Here is a 17,603-nt window from a genome sequence, read left to right as displayed (position 1 = left end):
TTGCACTTCTTCATGCTGTTCGTGCCTGTAACGGGCTTGTGGATGGCATCAATTGGGATTATTGGCTTGGCGCTGAACTTGCGGGCGTATGACTTCGTCTCGCAGGAAATCCGAGCAGCAGAAGACCCTGAATTTGAGACGTTCTACACCAAGAATATTCTCTTGAACGAGGGCATTCGGGCTTGGATGGCTCCACAAGACCAGCCTCATGAGAACTTTGAGTTCCCTGAGGAAGTTCTTCCTCGTGGTAACGCTCTGTAAAAAAATAGCTGACTTTGACTTCAGGTTAGCGTTTAGTAAATTTGATACCTCTGCCGACTAGCAGGGGTATTTTTTCAACATCAGCCAACAACTTTTTACCTGTGCTATCTTGAATGAAGGTGACCGACATCTAATAAATAACGGGACAAAATGCTGTATAGGGATTATTAGGAGGTGATGCCCATGGTAGATAGTAGTAAATTCATGGGTCATCTGGTTGGAGTTAGCCGGCTGTGCGCCGGGGCTGTTCTCTAGCAGTCAGCTCGGTTCTCTTTCGAGAGAATCACGTTAGTTGATCTGCTGAGCTGGCTCGGAGATTCCTCCCGGCAGCCTGGTTTCAATCAGAAGACCCGCTAGACCGCTCCCACATTAAGTGTGATGGATGTAACCAAAGCACTTCCCGTGGGAGCGGATAGTTTTTTAGGGGCTTTTCTAAAAGTTTCTGTTTTGTTGAATGAGCTGGCTGAGCCACTGAGAAGCTTAATTTCTAAATTAATCGTCTGATCTTCAAAACCTTGCAGCTCATAGTCTTACTGACTTACGCATTTTTCAGCATCTACATTAAGTATAGATATGTAAGAGTTGCTACAGAAGACAAGGCACCATGTGTTGAAAAAAGAGATAAGAACTCTTTCTGCAAAGGTGTGAGGATAAGAGAAGATGTCGAAATTACTGTGGAAAACTCTGCTAGTCAGCCCAGCCATCTTGGGTGCAACCCTGGTAGTTTCTGTGGGTGCAGTACGTGCGGTGGATAGCACAAGTGTAAGCTCAGCGAATGAACTCAACCCAAAAGAAGCGGTACAACCTCTAACAGCCGAGGTTCAAAGTCCACAACCCCAATCAATTGCCATCCTGGAGGCACCAACCGTGCAACAAACACCAGAAGTGGCAACAACGGCAACAAAAGCTCCAGTGGAGGCAGGGACGGCTCAAGGTAATGTACCCGCTCAAGTGGTGATTCCTCAAAATCAGCAGCTAAATCTAGCAACTCCAGAAACGGAAGCGATCGCTCCTGTTTTGTCGGCACCAGCAGCTAACCCCACAATCGCTCAAGCCACGCCATCTGCTCCTACTGAATCCAACGTTTTAGAGCAGATCAACCGCTACAGCCGGGAAGGGAACAGTAATACCATCGATCAAGTGACCAACGTCACCCAATTAAGCGATGTCTCACCCGGAGACTGGGCGTATGAAGCGCTGCAATCGTTAGTTGAGCGCTATGGCTGTATCGCGGGTTATCCAGACGGAACTTATCGCGGCAATCGAGCTTTGACACGCTATGAATTTGCAGCCGGATTAAATGCGTGTTTGCAGCAAGTCGAGCGGTTGATAGCGGCAAGTGTGTCTGACTTTGTGACTCGTGAAGACTTAGAAACGCTACAACGGCTCGTTCAGGAATTTGAAGCGGAACTGGCAACATTAGGAACACGAGTCGATGACCTAGAAGGTCGTGTAGCGTTCTTGGAAGATAATCAGTTCTCCACCACAACAAAATTAGTTGGGGAAGCGATCTTTGCTGTCACTGACTCATTTGGGGATATCAATTTAGGCGGTCTAGTCGGTGACGATGATGTGCTTGATGATGATGATGACACAAACACAATCTTTGGCGATCGCGTTCGTTTAGAGCTACAAACCAGCTTTACGGGTCGAGATGTACTGCGGACTCGTCTGCAAGCGGGTAATCTTGAGGCGTTTAACGTCAGTCCCGGTTCTGCCGAGGGCACCCAGACCTTCAACCTCTTCGAGAATGGCAACGATATTACCCTAGACTGGCTGTCGTATACTTTCCCCTTCGGTAGCTCAAAAATTTATGTTGCTGCCTTTGGAGGGATTCATAGTGACTACGCTCCTACCCTGAATCCTTATTTTGAAGACTATGACGGGGGTAATGGTGCGCTTTCGACCTTTGCGACGGAAAGCCCGATCTATCGGATTGGCGGTGGTGCAGGTGCAGCCATCAGTCTTGGTGTCGGTCCCTTAGAAAGCATCTTGGGTCCAAGTACACTAACTGTTGGCTACTTGGCGGGAGATGCCGCTAACCCTGGCGAAGATGGTGGCTTGTTCAATGGTGACTACGGTGCCTTAGCGCAGCTCAATTTCAATATCGGTGATCGGATCGGCATTGGTGCCACCTATGTCCATGGTTATCACGACGCTTTTAGTCCCATATTTGGTCTTGGTGCTGTTGGGGATGCCTCAGCAACGGCTTTTAGCGATCAGTTCACAAATGGTGTCGTTGGTACCTTTTTTGCCAACAATCCAAGTGCAACGGGATCATTGCTATCAACAGGTGGTTTTGGCAACACCGTTCCTACGGTCAGTAACTCCTACGGGATTGAAGCCGCTTTCCGCTTGACTAACAATATTTCAATTAGTGGCTTTGGTTCTTACACCAATGCCATCCTACTTGGTCAAGGAGGTGCTGAAATCTGGAGTTATGGTGCTGGTGTCGCCTTCTCTGACTTCGGGAAAGAAGGCAACATTTTGGGCATTTTTGCGGGTGTACAACCCTATCTCGGTAGTGTTGATGCTCCCGGGGTCAATGATGTAGATATCCGTGACAGCGATCGCCCTTATCACATCGAAGCCTTCTACAAGTTCCAGGTATCGGAAAACATCTCAGTTACTCCTGGTGTTATCTGGCTGACGGCTCCTAACCAAGGTGATGATGATGCTGTCATTGGTACACTCAGAACCACCTTCCGGTTCTAGAGGGAACCATCGGCAGAAATTACCAAATAGCTAACCTCAAAAGAGGTTGATTGACTAGCCCTGCCTTTGGTGGGGCTATTTTATAAGAGCGAATATGTCTTTACCTATTGGGACTCTGAAAAAAGTGCCTCTTACCGTAATGTGAGTTTGGGATAACCTGGTGCAAGTACAATGACCAAAGCCGTAACATAGGTAGGCAGGCAACAGTAACCCCACAATAGGCATCCACTCGACGAAATTGAGTGCTTTCAGCTTATCTGTTCTGCCGCTTTTATTTGAACTCACATTAATTCGTAAATGTGTAAGAGTTGCTACAGCAGACAATGTACTATTGTTTAAGAAGGATGATAAGAACTCTTTCTGCAAAGGTGTGAGGATAAGAGAAGATGTCGAAATTACTGTGGAAAACTCTGCTTGTCAGCCCAGCGGTCTTGGGTGCAACACTGGTAGTTTCTGTGGGTGCAGTACGCGCTGTTGATAGCACAAGTGTAAACTCAGCGAATGAACTCAACCCAACAGAAGCAGTTCAACCTCTAACAGCCGAGGTTGAAATTCAACAACCGCAGCCAATTGCCAGCGTGACAGCCCCAACGGCTCAACAGACACAAGAATTGTCAACAACGGCAACAAAAGCTTTAGTGGAGCCAACGACGGCTCAAGTCAATGTACCCGCTCAAGTGGCGATTACTCAAAATCAGCAGCTAAATCCAGCAAGTCCAGAAACTGAAGCGCTTGCTCCGATTCCGTCTGTAACGCCAGGGGTTAACCCCACACTCGCTCAAGCTACGCCAGCCGCTCCCGCCGACTCGAATGTATTAGATCAGATCAACCGCTACAGCCGGGAAGGGAACAGTAATACCATCGATCAAGTGACCAACGTCACCCAGCTAAGTGATGTCTCACCGGGAGACTGGGCGTATGAAGCGCTGCAATCGTTAGTTGAGCGCTATGGCTGTATTGCGGGTTATCCAGATGGAACCTATCGCGGCAACAGAGCTTTAACTCGCTATGAATTTGCTGCCGGATTAAATGCTTGTTTGCAGCAAGTCGAGCGGTTAATTGCGGCGAGTGTGTCTGACTTTGTGACTCGTGAAGACTTAGAAACGCTACAACGCCTAGTTCAAGAATTTGAAGCAGAACTGGCAACATTAGGAACACGAGTGGATGATTTAGAAGGTCGTGTGGCGTTCTTGGAAGATAATCAGTTCTCCACCACAACAAAACTAGTCGGGGAAGCGATCTTTGCTGTCACTGATTCGTTTGGAGATATTAATTTAGGCAACGTGTTCGATGATGATGATGATGTGTTTGATGATGATGACACCAACACCATTTTCGGCGATCGCGTTCGTTTAGAGCTACAAACCAGCTTCACGGGTCGAGATGTACTGCGGACTCGTCTGCAAGCGGGTAATCTTGAGGCTTTTAACGTTAGTCCTGGTTCTGCCGAGGGCACTCAAACCTTCAACCTCTACGAGAATGGCAACGATATTACCCTAGACAAGCTAACGTATACCTTCCCCTTTGGCAGCTCAAGACTTTACGTTGCTGCCTTTGGAGGTCTTCATCATGACTACGCTCCTACCCTGAATCCTTACTTCCAAGACGAGGACGGAGGTAATGGTGCGCTTTCGACCTTTGCCTCAGAAAGCCCTATTTATCGGATCGGTGGTGGTGCAGGTGCCGCAATCAGTCTTGGTGTTGGCCCATTAGAAAGCATCTTGGGTCCAAGTACACTAACTGTTGGCTACTTGGCGGGAAATGCCGCTAACCCTGGTGAGGACGCTGGCTTATTCAATGGCGACTACGGTGCTTTGGCGCAGCTAAACTTCAACCTCGGCGACCGGATCGGCATTGGTGCCACCTATGTCCATGGTTATCACGATAGTTTGAACCCCATATTTGGTCTTGGTGGTAGTGGGAATTCCACACCAACAACCTTCAGCGATCAGTTAAGGAATGGTGTAGTCGGTACCTTCTTCGCAAATAATCCCAGTGCAACTGGGTCATTGCTATCAACAGGAGGTTTAGACAACGCGGTTCCTACGGTCAGTAACTCATATGGGATTGAAGCCGCTTTCCGCTTGACTAACAATATTTCAATTAGTGGCTTTGGTTCTTACACAAATGCCATCCTGCTCGATCAGGGCGGTGCTGAAATCTGGAGTTATGGAGCGGGTGTCGCCTTCTCTGACTTCGGTAAAGAAGGCAACATTTTGGGCATCTTTGCGGGTGTACAACCCTATCTCGGTAGTGTTGATGCTCCCGGTGTCAATGATGTAGATGTCCGTGACAGCGATCGCCCTTACCACATTGAAGCCTTCTACAAGTTCCAGGTATCGGAGAACATCTCAGTGACTCCTGGTGTAATTTGGCTGACGGCTCCTAACCAAGGTGATGATGACGCTGTCATTGGTACACTCAGAACCACCTTCCGGTTCTAAAGCGGTAGTTGTCAATCATTACTGAACAGCTAACGTTTATTACTCTACGTTGAGTCACTAGCCCTGCCTTTTGGTAGGGCGATTTTTTTTCTGATCCCAAATCTATCAATCACCAGTGGTTAACCGTAGTATAATAGCAAGAGTAGCCTTTCACACCTAATTAAACCTGTGGAACTTTCCTGCAAGACAGAGTACGCGCTTCTAGCCTTGTTAGAGCTAACTGGTCACTACAATGACGGAGAGCCACTACAAATTCGGCAAATTGCTGCCCAGCAGAATATTCCAGATCGATATCTTGAACAGCTCCTAGCTACATTAAGACGTGGTGGCTTGGTGCGTAGTCAACGGGGAGCTAAAGGAGGTTATGTCTTGGGGCGGGAACCCTGGAAAATCACACTTTTAGATATTATTAACTGTTTAGAAGGCTTAGACTCAAAAGCCTCTAAGAGCGATGCTCCACCAAAAACAGTAGAAAGCGCTGTCGTAGGCGAAGTTTGGCAGGAAGTTCACGATCGCGCTCACGATGTCTTGCAAGGATACACACTCCAAGATTTAAGTGAAAAGCGGGATGCCAGACGACAACTAGACATCATGTATTACATCTAGTCAATAGCCATTGGTTATTGGTCATTGACAAATGACAATAGCTCAAGGACAACTAACAACTAACAATTAACCTCTAACAATCAACAACTCATGCGAATTGCCCAAAACATTACAGAACTCGTCGGTCGGACACCCTTAGTACAGCTCAATCGTATTCCCCAAGCTGAAGGCTGTTTGGCTCGTATCCTCGTGAAACTAGAGGGAATGAACCCCTCTTCTTCCGTGAAAGACCGCATTGGTGTCAGTATGATTAATGTGGCAGAGCGGGAGGGTCAGATTACCCCTGGAAAAACGGTTTTGGTAGAACCGACTTCGGGAAACACAGGCATTGCTCTAGCGATGGCAGCGGCTGCCAAGGGCTACAAGCTCATTTTGACAATGCCCGATACCATGAGTACAGAGCGACGGGCGATGCTACGAGCTTATGGCGCTCAACTAGAACTGACACCAGGAATTCAGGGGATGAGTGGCTGTATTCAGCGGGCACAGGAGATTGTCGAAACGACACCTGATGCCTATATGCTGCAACAGTTTAACAATCCAGCTAACCCACAAATTCATTTTGAGACAACCGCTGAAGAAATCTGGGAAGACACCGATGGACAGGTGGACTTCCTCATCTCTGGTGTTGGTACAGGTGGCACTATTACAGGTGTCGCTGAGGTCATTAAACCAAGGAAGCCCAGTTTCCAAGTTGTTGCCGTCGAGCCTACTAGTAGCCCTGTTCTTTCAGGAGGGCGTCCAGGTCCCCACAAAATCCAGGGAATTGGAGCTGGATTTATTCCCCATGTTCTCAAAGTTGAGCTAATCGATGAAGTAATTGCAGTTACGGATGAAGATGCGATCGCGTATGGTCGTCGTCTTGCCCGTGAAGAAGGTCTACTTTCCGGTATTTCCACCGGAGCAGCCCTATGTGCCGCTATTCAAGTTGCACAACGCCCCCAAAACGAGGGGCGCCTGATTGTCATGGTTCAGCCTAGCTTTGGCGAACGCTACTTAAGCACGCCCCTGTTCCAAGACCCAGAACCACGAGTGCCTGCTGTCTTGAGTTAATGCAGCGATAAAAATGCCCTCTTAACATAAAGGGAGAGGGCATTTGAACTCAAATCGCAAGCTGACTTGTCGGCACAGGAGTGTCAACCTTCGCTTAGCTGCCTCAACGGAATCTGAATCACAAACTCTGTACCTTGCCCCAACTCACTCAAGCACTGTAGCTGCCCTTTGTGTTTTTCAACGACGATTTGATAGCTAATCGATAACCCTAAACCAGTCCCAACACCCACTGGTTTAGTTGTGAAAAAGGGATCGAATAGTCGTTGCTTAACCTGAGGTGTCATTCCAGGTCCATTATCCGCAATTCGGATGACCACAGAGTCGTCCTTGAGGAGTTCTGTATGGATTCGGATTGCACTAGGATTGGCTTCCATTTCTTCGAGTGTTCTTGCTTGGTCTCGCTCATCTAGAGCATCAACTGCGTTGGTGAGCAAATTCATAAATACCTGGTTGAGCTGTCCTGCAAAGCACTCCACTTTCGGGAGGTTACCGTATTTTTTAATTACCTCAGCCCCAGGATGCCCATGTACAGACTTCAGACGGTTTTGCAAAATTACTAACGTACTATCTAGACCTTCGTGAATATCGACTGCTTTTATTTCGGCTTCGGCAAGGCGAGAAAAATTACGCAAGCTACGCACAATTTCATAAATCCGCTCTGCTCCAACTTTCATTGAACAGAGGAGTTTGGGCAGGTCTTCACTCAGAAATTCCAGTTCAATTGCTTCAATCTCTGCCAGAATGTCTGACGTAGGATTGGGATATTGCTGCTGGTAAAGCTCGATTAAGCCCAGGAGATCTTGAGTGTATTCACTTGCATAGGTCAAGTTTGCATAGATAAAGTTGACAGGATTATTAATTTCGTGAGCCACCCCTGCAACCAACTGTCCAAGGCTGGACATTTTTTCACTTTGCACTAACTGCGCTTGCGCTGTTTGGAGTTCCTGTAAGGCAAGTTCCAGTTGCTGAGCCTGACTTAGGGCTTGTGCTGTCGCGGTACAACTTTGCTTGTAGAGTTCGGCTTGTTGAATTGCGATCGCAACTTGGTCAGCAACGGCACAGATTAACTCCACCTCCGAATCTTGCCAGCAATAAGGCCCGGTGTCCTTCCTTAGAGTAATACTTCCCCAAATTTCGGAGCCAAATTGTAGGGGAACCAGCAACCAAGCTCCTGGAAAAGCTTGCGCTAAGCCTTGATTAACCTCGTCTTCAAAAGTCTCGGTATTATCAATTCTGACAACTTCTAGGCACTTCAGTCGGTCGGTAATTGGATTATTTTCATCGGGAATTTCTCTTCCTAGTGCCGCTGGGAGGTCTGGGTATCTACCATACTCTGATACATGTAACCAAAGCTTTTGTTCTGGTAAATATTGCACGATGTGAGCGCGGTCTACTTGTAGAAGTTCGCCAATCTCACGCACAGTTGTGGAAAAAATCGTATTTAAGTCCAAAGAACTGCGAATCGCTTGAGTAACCTGATTGAGTGCCTGCTCTCGTTTTGCTAGGGATTGAGCTTGTTCATATAGCTGGCTTTGCTGAATTGCGATCGCAACTTGGGAGGCTAAGGAACAAAGTAAGTCTATTTCATAAGGCTGCCAATGTCGGGGTTCTGAGCAGTGATGGGCAATCAATAGCCCCCACAACTTCTCACCGTTCAAAATTGGTACCACCAAGTTGGCTCTAACCTGGAACCGAACTAGTAAATCAAGATGACACTGCCCTAACTTAGCCTTGTAAATATCCTCGATTGCCTTCACCCGACCCTGTTGGTAAGGCAAGACATACATTTCCTCAAAACAGGGGTCGTAAATGTTCGTTCCCAGAATGGAATCACAAGGAGAATCAACAGATTCCACAACTACGTTCCCACTCCAGTCTGGCTCAAAGCGAAAAATGATCACTCGGTCGGTAGCAAGGACTTGTCGCACTTCTGCCACAGTCGAGGTGAGAATGTCATCTAAATCCAGCGACTTGCGAATCCGTTGAGTAATTGCCCCAACTAGCTGTTCCCTCTGAAACTGCTGCTGTAGTGCCGCTTCTGCTTGCTGGCGTTGAATGATTTCAGTTTGTGCCTGCTGATACAACTCAGACTGATGAATTGCAATTCCCGCTTGCGTCGAGAGAGATTTGAGCAAATCAATGTCCAAGGGTTGCCATTTGCGTGTTTCCCCACACTGCTGAGCAACCAGCAGTCCCCATAATTTTTCCTCTTGTACAATCGGTACTACCAAGTTGGCTCTTGCCTGAAACTTAGCTAAAAGATCAACGTGACATTGGGTTAAACCAGCATTGTAAATATCCTCGACTGCCTGAACTCGCCCCTGTTGGTAAAGTTGAACATAGCTTTGTGCAAAGTAGCGGTCGTTGATAATGGTTCCTGTAATGGGTATCCAGTTTGAGTCAACCGACTCAACGACGACAACACCACTACCATCCCCATTGAGGCGGAAGATAACGACGCGATCGCAAGCGAGAAATTGCCGAACTTCCGCTACTGTAGTGTTTAGAATCTCCTCTAAATTCAAAGATTGGTGAATCCGTTGGGCAATTGCCCCGACTAGCTGCTCCCGGAGAAATTGCTGTCGCAGTGCTTCTTCTGCCTGCTGGCGCTCCATTTCTGCTTGATGAGCGCCGATAAAAATACCAATACTTTGAGCCATCAACTCAATCACTTCCTGTTCGTAAGCCTCGAATTCTGGGCTTCTTACTTGAGTTGAAGAAAAATTTATTGTTCCATAAACTTGACTATTTACAAATATAGGAGTGCCTATATAAGACTCTAGTTTCAGATTTTGATAGAGTGGATAGTTTCGTAATGATTCGATGGCGCCAACATGATTGTAGGCAATAGTCTTCTGTTCTTGAACGACTGCTGCACAATAGATATCTTTTAATTCCAGCTCCAATCCAGGAACTAACCAGTCAATATCAGATTGTACAGAACGAATGATGCACGACTGACCATCAAGTTGATTAACAATACCAATGGATAATTGTAAGATTTCACATCCTGTTTTAAGATAATCAGAAAACAGCGGCTCAAAACTGTTGTATCGTGTTGTGTTAAGCCGATGTAGTTCTTTGAGATTGGAACTGAAGTTTGCTAGCGCTTGGGTTTTGTGGAGTAATTCTTCTTCAGCAAGCTTGCGATCACTAATATCTTCAAGCACTGCCACCAAATGCTTTGGTTCACCTGTTGGCTCAGACACCAGCGATACAGTCTGATGTCCCCACAGGATAGTACCCTTCTTACAGACATAGCGCTTCTCTATCGAGTAATGGGCAGTCTCACCAGTAAGAAGCGATCGCACTCCATTAATACTAACTTCTAGATCATCTGGAAAAGTAATATCTTTAAAGGTTCGTGTTAGTAATTCTTCTGAGGTATAACCTAGAATCTCGCAAAATTTTTGGTTGACTCGGATAAATCGACCATTTAAATCGCAATGACTAATCCCAACAGCCGCTTGTTCAAAAGTGACACGAAAGCGTTCTTCACTCTCTCGTAGCGCAACTTCAGCTCGCTGATGGTCAGTTAAATCAGTAATATTAGTGCTATCTGTAATGAAAACTTCATCGGAAGTATTTCTAAACTTACTCCGAGGTAGCTCTTGTGAGTCCCGTTGTTCCTCCTCCATCCGTTTTAGGTCAGTAGTATCTTCACAAACTAGGAGGATGATTGGATTCGATTCCGTGTTTGGAACTAAACGTGCGATCGCTTTTACCCAGATAATCTTGCTATTTTTGTCAATAAGACGAGCTTCCCATTGACTCACTTGTATCGGCTGTTGCTGTAAGCCGATTAGCTGCGATTGAAAGTCGTCTCTATCTTCTACATAAACAATGTACTCAACTAATTGCTTAACTAAATCCAATGGGTCAAAACCTAAATAAGTCGCACCAAATTCGCTAACCGAAAGAATTACCCCCCTTACGTTAAGCGTCAAGCAAATGCAAGGAAGGCTTTCATATAGCGTGTGGAGATAATTTAATTTGGCTTGGTTATCTAGCGATTGACATTTTTCAATCTGTCCCTCTTCACCATGAGAATTAACCAATTGAGATTGTGTTAAGTTAGCTTTTTCTTGTCGTGACTCATGCAAATTAGGTATAGGATATGAGTTCATTTTTCAGCTCTTATCCCTCAATCAAGTATTTTTTGAGAGCTAGAGTAAGTATGTTTTATTTTTTCCCGGTTTCCTGTAGATGCAAAAGGCTACCGACAATAAGGTAGTATCAACTCAATCTTAACCCAATAGCTAAGGGAACCTTACCGCTAATTCCTTGAAAAAAGGTTTTTTTATCTAAGGTTTGCCTCTTTGAACGGTGCCTACAGGTTGCGCCTGAAGTTCTCAATGAACGAGCTGAAGTTGAGAGTTATTACTGAATCATGTTGACCTTTACAAATCTAAAAATAATCTAAAATTCTAAGTAATGTGACTAGTATGTCAAGAAATTAAAGATTTGTTTAAAAAATCAATACAAAGAGTATTGTCTACTTCAAGAGAATAAATCCTCCTTTACAAAGACTTAGGACAGATTAGAGGTAGCAATTCGCAAGCCCCTGGCTACTTCATGAGGAAGGGGATGAGAACCTGGGAAAATCTAGCGAGAACTCTCCTCAACTCCCCATTCCCCTACCAAATAGGTAAATCGGCAGCTAACCTAAACTAACGTTCTATGCCGCAACGGGTTCTGGAGCATCCTTTGGCATTTCTTCTGGAACACCATCTTGTACAAGTGAGGGAGATTTTCCGCCTTTCTGGACGAGATTACCAACCATAGCAAGCATTGCATTTACCTTACGAGTCCGCCACTCATCAATCAGTCGTTCGACAGCATCAGCAGGCAAACGACGTTCCAATGCCTCTCGAAGATAAGCAGCGTGTCCGGTTTCATCTTGAGCAACGCTGAGGATACTTTTTTTGAGGTTGCGGCTAGTGGGTTCGTCTTCGGGTAACACGTTAGCCATGCGAACAAAGTCTTTGCTAGCGTCTAGTTCCAGAATGTAGGTACTAGCCATGAACGCAATCCAGTCAATGTTCTGCGGTTTCAAGTATTCTTGGGAGTAGCCCTCAAAGTAAGTGGCAAAGAAGGGACTGCGTTGGCGTTCATTTGGCTTGCCATCTTCAGTGGTTTTGGGCAAGTTCTTGAAGTCAATGACTTGTTTGTTGAGCTGTTTCAATCCGTGGGCAAAAATTTGACCGTGGCGTTCTTCGTCTGACGCATGACGAGCCAGTTTTTCTGCAAGCCAGGTATCGCCTTCAGAAGCCGCTCGCTCACTCAGGGTTTTCAGGAAGGGAACCGAACCCGATTCTGCTAACTGAAACCCAGCAAGAACATTAGGGCGCGTTTTGGGGTCACGCAGACTGCTAGCAGAGTAGTAAGCAACGGCGCTTGACCCGACTAAGTGCAGAATGTGAGTTAAGAAGTTCATAAAATACCGATAAGCGTGTATAAAGCTTACAAATCTAATGCTAGCTTGGTTTTCTGGTTGCGATCGCCCAGACTGATACAGTTGAACAGCACGAAAATTAATCAAATTTCCGCTTTTACAGCAGAAAGCCGTCAGCTATCAGCTTTTTTGTTTTCCTTGGTTTCTACGCAAGTTTCACACACCTCTGCTGTCCCTAATCCAACTGAAAACCGCTATATTTCATTAAAACTTCGTAATACCCTATAAGTATTCACCCATGATGCTCTCATGGCAGCGCGTAGCTCATTCCTTTCTGTGATGGTTATGAATATTAAACGCACCCTCCTCACCACAACTGCTCTTTTAACCACAACCAGTCTGGGTACGACTGCCTATGCTGAAAATCTACAACATACCCAACAGTTACTTTCAATTAAGCAATGTTCCCAATGTGACCTTACTGGTGCTGGTTTAGTTTTGGCTAACTTAGCCGGGGCAGACTTGAGTGGAGCAGACTTAAGTCGTGCTAATCTCAGTGGTGCGAATTTGACAGGGGCTGACCTTAGCGGTGCAAACCTTACTGGTGCTTCTTTGAATGGGGCAAACCTCACTGGAGCGAATCTGAGTGGAGCAAACCTCACTAGCACCGACCTCAGAAATGCCTTGCTCGTCAATGCCCAGTTATTCGGTGTCAGTCTGAGTACCGCTTATGTGCAAGGAACCGTTGGCATCCCTCAATATGCTGGAACAGCGGAAGATTTCTATGCTTGGGGTGTCGTTGAAGCTGAACGAGGCAATTTCGCTGCTGCGATCGAGAATTATAATCAAGCGCTGATTATCAAACCCGACTTTGCTCCAGCATACCTCGGTCGTGGAGTTGCCTATTTCCGCCTCAGAGATGTAGCGAAAGCGACTGAAGATGCAAATAAAGCAGGTGAACTCTTTACTACCCAAGGCAATACAGAGGGCTACCAGACATCACAGAATGTGATTCAAGCGATTGAAGTTGCCCAGAACCCTCCCAAAGCCCGAAGAGGGGGCTTTTCTTTAGGGGGAGCTTTAGTCTCTATCGGTTCGCTGCTGTTTAAGTTAATTTCGCCCTTTTAAGCGTTCAGCTATCAGCAGTTACCTGATAGGAATACTCTCTTTGCTTCGCCTCCCCTACTCCCTACTCCCCTTATTCCGGTTACGGGCAGAGAGTAGAAGTTTGACTCGGTAAGGGTCAGCATCTTTACGCCAGTAAACGCGATGCCCCTTAAGTTCAGCGCAGTGTTCTTTTAAACATTTTTGCCAACCTTTACGGGTGCCAATCGTGCTGGTTTGGTTGAGTAGTCCCCAATTTTCTTCTTGATGAGTGAGTCGGGCAAACTTCTCATAGAGTGGGTAGTCGGGTGTTACAAAGGTTTCTTTGCGGTGCAAGATTGGGGGATTGTCTGATGTGTCGTAGTCACGATAGCTTACTTGTAAATCCCGCAGGTCAATCTGCATACTGGTTTGCAATGCCGGATGAGGGTCTGTGTCGAAGTCGGGATAGAACAAGTAAGAGATTTTCGGCACGTTGATGTTGAATTTGACTAAGGTTGCGCCATCCATTCTCCCAATCGTGCGGCTAGCGCAACCTTCATAAAGCCGCAGTTGAGGATTGAGGTTTTCTAGTGCTGAAATATGGACGTAGAGTGCGCTAGGTAGGAGTTTGCCGATATTGCTGCGTTTACAGCAGTTGGCAATGAGGCGGTTATCTCCCACACTAATTAGCATCAAGTCGGCAGCGGCGCAGGCTTGCTTGTAGTTGCCGAAGAGGGCTTTGATGTCATTTTGAACGGTACTGTCGAGATTGCTGAATCTGGGACGGCGGCTGAATTGTGTTAGTGCAAGGTAAACCAGGAGGTCTTGACGGCGTTTTTCGGCGATCGCATCCCATTCACTTTCGTCGGTAGCTTGTAAAATGACTTGAAACGCACGGCGCAGGGTGGAAAATTCCGAGAGAATGTCAGGAAAGTTCGCCAGTTCAGTGCTAACAGGGAGGCGTCCGCGTTCTGTCACAAATGCCATTAAGGGAGCAAGAAGTTCCTGGTAGTCCTCAAATCGTTTAATGTTGGCGCGGATTCTGGGAGTGGTAGTGCGGGAACGAAAGCGAGATGCCCGAAAGTTCTCCGCTTGCGCTTCGTCTCGAAAAACAAAGTAGATACCCAAAGCAACGGGAATTGCATCGACACCAAGAACTTGGTCAATATAGGCTTTGAGTTCTTCTTGTTCGTAATACTTCTGAAAGGTATTGCGACGGGTCACGATGCCATCACCATAGGCAATTTGACCGCTACTGCGTTCGTCAATCAAGACTTGGGCAGACACAATCAAGACTTTTTGAGTAAGTTCCCAAGCCTTGCAGAGGCTCTCACGACGCTCGGTAGGGTTTTCGATAACGTTGATGACGTAGCCCAGGTTGACGATATCGGCTGGACTTATACGAGTGTTTGGTTGGTAATAGGGGTCCCAACCTGCACTGATATAGCCTTGGTTTGCCGTGCGCTCAACATCACCACCGTGACCACAGCCATAGTCAAAAAACGTGGTATCTTTGCTTAAAATTGCACTTTCTATTGCCAATCGTACCGGCTTAGAAAGGTCAGTTCGGACGATTGCGGCTCTGTGGCGTTCGATTTCAGGGGCTTCTGGGAGTGGAGCAACCATAGCTGAATCCGAAGCATTTCAGATAATATACCTGCTAACAGAATTCATCGCTAGATGAATAGAGGCAGTGGGAAAAATATATTTTTTCACTGCCTCTATTGCTCGATTCATTTTTTGATTCTGTAACCCGTTGCCTTCTGTCTTAGCGGTTACGCATCGCTAAACCTTGCTCGTGGTATTGTATAACCTTGGCATAATCTCCAAGAGCATAGTAGGCGACCCTCAAACTGCCTAGTGCTTGCGCTTCTACCCTTTGGTCAGGAATAGCACGGGCAACATTGAGGCGTTGTTCATAGTATTCAATGGCTTGGGCGTAATCCTCCAAGGCATCATAAGCGACTCCTAGGCTACCTAGTGCTTGTTCTTCTGAGCGGCGATCGCCTACTTCTCTAGCCGTTAGCAGCCGTTGCTGACTATACTCAATTGCTTGAGGATAATCACCTAGGGCATAGCAAGCATTACTGAGGTTTCGGAGAATTTGTCGTTCTAGGCGGTAATCACCCAATTGGCGTGCGATCGCTAGTCGCTGCCTATAATACCTGATCGCTTTGGGATAATTCCCCATGGCATAGCAAGCATTACCAAGATTTCTGAGAATTTGTTCTTGAGTCTGATGGTCGCTCAACGTCTGAGCAATTTCCAAACTTTGCTCTTGATAAGCGATCGCGTTTGGCAAATCGCCCAACGCCTTATGAGCAAGCCCTATGTTGTTCAATGCCGCAACTTCTCCGGGTTGGTCTTGGAGTTGCCGCATAATTAGTAAGCTTTCTTCACCGAACGCGATCGCTTGTGGCAAGTTACCCAGATGACGGAAAGAATTGCCCAAAATCCCCAACACTTGCCCTTCTAAGCGTTTGTCATTCACTTCACGGGCAACCTCTAGGCTTCTTTCGGCATACGCGATCGCTTGGGAGAACTCGCTCAACGAATAAACCGTTAGACTCAAACTGCCTAACGCTCTTCCTATTCCTCGCTGGTTTTGTTGTTCCGTATAAACTTTTAGTGCGTTGTTAAACGATTCGAGTGCTACCTCAAACTGATGATTCTTTTGCTGCTCAATACCTTGCTCTAGTAGCTGTTCGGGTTGACTACCACAAGCTGGTATTTGCTTTAAGACTTCGTCCTGATTGTTGTTGTCTTGCAGAGGAACCACTGTTTGGCGCTCCTCTTTTAATAGACAACCGTCATGTTTGCCGTCATAGTACGGCAACCGGTTTTCCATACCTATTGCCTCTCATGCTCTTCGGATGTCTGGCTGCGATTTTGTTTAGATGCCAAGGGAGCTGTTTCTAGCGCCATGGCGCTAAATCTATCTCCCACTCGCGACTATTTCTTCACCAGCACCTGTTAGTGAAATGTCGCCAAAAGCTGCACACCCTGAAACAACAAATAGGTTGGCATTCCTAGAGCTTTTTTCCTAGCTCATCAAAACTCTAGCATTAGTAATACCGTTAGTGTCCATTACTAATACTGCTAGTGTTAGTCGCTATCCCTCTATACAGAGGTTAGGATCGGTTCGCCTACCTGCGTTGTTGCTGAATTAGAAGTCGTTTGGTTGCAGTAAACTTCGCAAGAATTATTAGGACTTTCAATTAATTTAACTTTATAAAGGCTTGCTCCTAGTTCTTGAATTGGCTGTTGCAACAAGTCACGAATGTGAATGGCAATGTTTTCAGCAGTCGGAACCACCTTCGCAAAGTAGGCAATATCCTTGTTAAGGAATGTATGATCAAACGGTTCTACAACATAATCATCGATGACCTTTTGCAAAGCCCCTAGATCAACAATCATGCCAGTGCGTGGATCAATTTCACCCTTAACGGTTACTTCCAGGTGGTAGTTGTGTCCATGACCGTTGGGACGAGCGCATTTCCCATAGATTTCGCTATTTTCTTCGTAGCTGAGGTCAGGATGAGCGAGCCGATGAGCGGCGCTAAAGTGAGTACTAATGGTGAGATGTGCTTCCATACCGTTTCCTTGATAGTCAGCCCAAAGTTCTGGATGTTCAAATAGCTGAATGTGTACGAGTGGCAGGTGAGGAGCAAGCCGTTGCCAAATCACCCGTGCCATGTTTTCTGTGGTGGGTAGGGTCTGTTGAAATTCTGGCCAAACATCGTTGAGATAGGCAAAGTCCAGTTGGCTAGTGACTTCCCGTTTAATCACCTGCTTGACTTCAGATAAGTTAAGCACCATGCCATACTCATCCAGCTCCCCCCCCAGAGAGACATACAGAACATAGTTATGTCCGTGTCCAGGGAACTGAGTGCAGGCACCAAATTGCTGAACATTCTCAGCTTCAGTCAACTCTGGTAACCAATAGCGGTGACTCGCTGAGAACTGAGAGCGGCGGTTAATGATGCATTCCATTAGTTCTATGGTTAATCAGAGAGTGTGAAGTTCCGTAAACTGAAGCTGTT

General features: G+C 46.4%; 10 protein-coding genes and 1 pseudogene. 6 read left to right on the top strand and 5 right to left on the bottom strand.

The genetic code is table 11. The features are described 5' to 3' along the window. From H6F98_RS32510 to cysK, 5 genes and pseudogenes are all read left to right on the top strand, one after another. A pseudogene (locus H6F98_RS32510) lies at nucleotides 1-261 on the top strand (photosystem II D2 protein (photosystem q(a) protein)); the annotation flags it as partial. A 660-nt stretch (nucleotides 262-921) separates the two neighbouring features. Then, entirely contained in the window at nucleotides 922-2,976 is a 2,055-nt protein-coding gene (locus tag H6F98_RS32505; RefSeq protein WP_192222873.1) for an iron uptake porin, read from the top strand. 386 nt (nucleotides 2,977-3,362) lie between these two features. Continuing rightward, nucleotides 3,363-5,420 (top strand): iron uptake porin, encoded by a 2,058-nt coding sequence (locus H6F98_RS32500; RefSeq protein WP_192222872.1) that lies wholly within the window; start codon nucleotides 3,363-3,365, stop codon nucleotides 5,418-5,420. A gap of 168 nt (nucleotides 5,421-5,588) precedes the next feature. Next, nucleotides 5,589-6,026: an Rrf2 family transcriptional regulator gene (locus H6F98_RS32495; protein ID WP_192222871.1), complete on the top strand. Its 438-nt coding sequence runs from the start codon at nucleotides 5,589-5,591 to the stop codon at nucleotides 6,024-6,026. Nucleotides 6,027-6,116: 90 nt separating this feature from the next. Continuing rightward, nucleotides 6,117-7,079 (top strand): cysteine synthase A, encoded by a 963-nt coding sequence (gene cysK, locus H6F98_RS32490; RefSeq protein WP_192222870.1) that lies wholly within the window; start codon nucleotides 6,117-6,119, stop codon nucleotides 7,077-7,079. Nucleotides 7,080-7,162: 83 nt separating this feature from the next. On the opposite strand, the gene H6F98_RS32485 is transcribed toward cysK, so the two are convergent. Continuing rightward, the gene (locus H6F98_RS32485) at nucleotides 7,163-11,206 is read right to left on the bottom strand and encodes a GAF domain-containing protein (protein ID WP_192222869.1); all 4,044 of its coding nucleotides are present in this window, start codon (nucleotides 11,204-11,206) and stop codon (nucleotides 7,163-7,165) included. Between the two features lie 551 nt (nucleotides 11,207-11,757). Next, nucleotides 11,758-12,621, bottom strand: coding sequence for a ferritin-like domain-containing protein (locus tag H6F98_RS32480; protein ID WP_242058800.1), 864 nt, complete (start codon nucleotides 12,619-12,621; stop codon nucleotides 11,758-11,760). A 162-nt stretch (nucleotides 12,622-12,783) separates the two neighbouring features. Between H6F98_RS32480 and H6F98_RS32475 the strand changes: the two genes are divergently transcribed. Next, entirely contained in the window at nucleotides 12,784-13,602 is an 819-nt protein-coding gene (locus H6F98_RS32475; protein WP_242058799.1) for a pentapeptide repeat-containing protein, read from the top strand. A gap of 54 nt (nucleotides 13,603-13,656) precedes the next feature. On the opposite strand, the gene H6F98_RS32470 is transcribed toward H6F98_RS32475, so the two are convergent. The 3 genes from H6F98_RS32470 to H6F98_RS32460 form a co-directional block, all read right to left on the bottom strand. Further along, entirely contained in the window at nucleotides 13,657-15,186 is a 1,530-nt protein-coding gene (locus tag H6F98_RS32470) for a DNA phosphorothioation-associated putative methyltransferase (RefSeq protein WP_192222868.1), read from the bottom strand. A gap of 142 nt (nucleotides 15,187-15,328) precedes the next feature. Then, nucleotides 15,329-16,408 (bottom strand): tetratricopeptide repeat protein, encoded by a 1,080-nt coding sequence (locus H6F98_RS32465; protein ID WP_192222867.1) that lies wholly within the window; start codon nucleotides 16,406-16,408, stop codon nucleotides 15,329-15,331. A gap of 272 nt (nucleotides 16,409-16,680) precedes the next feature. Beyond that, entirely contained in the window at nucleotides 16,681-17,553 is an 873-nt protein-coding gene (locus tag H6F98_RS32460) for a 6-carboxytetrahydropterin synthase (RefSeq protein ID WP_192222866.1), read from the bottom strand. Nucleotides 17,554-17,603: the final 50 nt, after the last annotated feature.

It is taken from the genome of Microcoleus sp. FACHB-SPT15 (assembly GCF_014849525.1).
Classification (GTDB): Bacteria; Cyanobacteriota; Cyanobacteriia; order Cyanobacteriales; family Coleofasciculaceae; genus Symplocastrum; species Symplocastrum torsivum.
The sequence above is the reverse complement of the archived record's forward strand: the minus strand, read 5'-3'. Positions and strand labels throughout refer to the sequence as shown.

Excerpts from the sequence above, each read along its gene's own strand:
- H6F98_RS32505 (WP_192222873.1), top strand. The coding sequence starts at position 922 with ATGTCGAAATTACTGTGGAAAACTCTGCTAGTCAGCCCAGCCATCTTG.
- H6F98_RS32500 (WP_192222872.1), top strand. The coding sequence starts at position 3,363 with ATGTCGAAATTACTGTGGAAAACTCTGCTTGTCAGCCCAGCGGTCTTG.
- H6F98_RS32470 (WP_192222868.1), bottom strand. The coding sequence starts at position 15,186 with ATGGTTGCTCCACTCCCAGAAGCCCCTGAAATCGAACGCCACAGAGCC.
- H6F98_RS32485 (WP_192222869.1), bottom strand. The coding sequence starts at position 11,206 with ATGAACTCATATCCTATACCTAATTTGCATGAGTCACGACAAGAAAAA.
- H6F98_RS32475 (WP_242058799.1), top strand. The coding sequence starts at position 12,784 with ATGGCAGCGCGTAGCTCATTCCTTTCTGTGATGGTTATGAATATTAAA.
- H6F98_RS32460 (WP_192222866.1), bottom strand. The coding sequence starts at position 17,553 with ATGGAATGCATCATTAACCGCCGCTCTCAGTTCTCAGCGAGTCACCGC.
- cysK (WP_192222870.1), top strand. The coding sequence starts at position 6,117 with ATGCGAATTGCCCAAAACATTACAGAACTCGTCGGTCGGACACCCTTA.
- H6F98_RS32465 (WP_192222867.1), bottom strand. The coding sequence starts at position 16,408 with ATGGAAAACCGGTTGCCGTACTATGACGGCAAACATGACGGTTGTCTA.